The sequence below is a fragment of the Streptomyces ochraceiscleroticus genome (genome assembly GCF_000720485.1).
Classification (GTDB): Bacteria; Actinomycetota; Actinomycetes; order Streptomycetales; family Streptomycetaceae; genus Streptomyces; species Streptomyces ochraceiscleroticus.
In genome coordinates this window covers 1-696 of record NZ_JOAX01000074.1, presented here as the reverse complement: position 1 = coordinate 696, position 696 = coordinate 1, and the positions used below count along the sequence as shown (strand labels likewise).

Annotated in this window: 1 protein-coding gene; it reads left to right on the top strand. The window is 71.1% G+C overall.

Annotation, left to right across the window (positions count from 1 at the left end):
• A partial coding sequence (locus IG84_RS0137210; RefSeq protein WP_031067865.1) for a hypothetical protein occupies positions 1-684 on the top strand: 684 nt, incomplete at its 5' end.
• Positions 685-696: the final 12 nt, after the last annotated feature.

Sequence of the window (696 nt, the reverse complement as noted above, 5' to 3'; positions counted from 1 at the left end):
TATGGCTGGCACGCGCCCTGCGGCTGGCGCACGCCGCAGGGGAAGAAGCTCTTCCCCGACCCGCAGCGCTGGCTGGAGTGCGACAAGGGCGGTGACTGGACCGGTGGTGATGAGGTCCGCGAACTCGCCTGGATGCGAGCCGACATTCCCGAGGACGTCCGCCACCCACGTCTGCCGGTGCTGCCGATGACCCGGATGCTGTTCGACGCCCTCGAGCGGGTGGGGGAAGTCGCTTTCACCGCGCTGTGCACCTACCTTCCGCTGCAGATCACCGCCGGGGACGCGTCCAGCGACTTGGACGACATGCGGGAGTGGTTCTCCCTGGCCTCCCCGTCCGCGCCCGTCGATGTCCAGGTCACGGTCTCCGCAGCCCCCGCCGCGGCATGGGACGCCCCGAAGGAGCCTGCGCGTGTGCTCACCGCTGTGCAGGAGCGCCTCGGCATGGCGGCCGAGGCACGTATGCCTGCGAGGATCGACGCGGCGCATCTCGCACGCCGCGGGACGAGCCGCGAGCTGCTGCGGGGAACACGGCCGGCGGCGCAGTTTGTGGTCCGCGCTCGTGAGTGGTCGCCGGAAGTGTCAGCGTGGCTGGCCGAAGCAACCGGCGATGCGTTGCGGGCAACAGGCCACTCCTCTCCTGCCGTGGTGACCGTCTCCCGAGCGTCCTCGCCGGCCTCCGCCTAGCTCCTCGCCGCC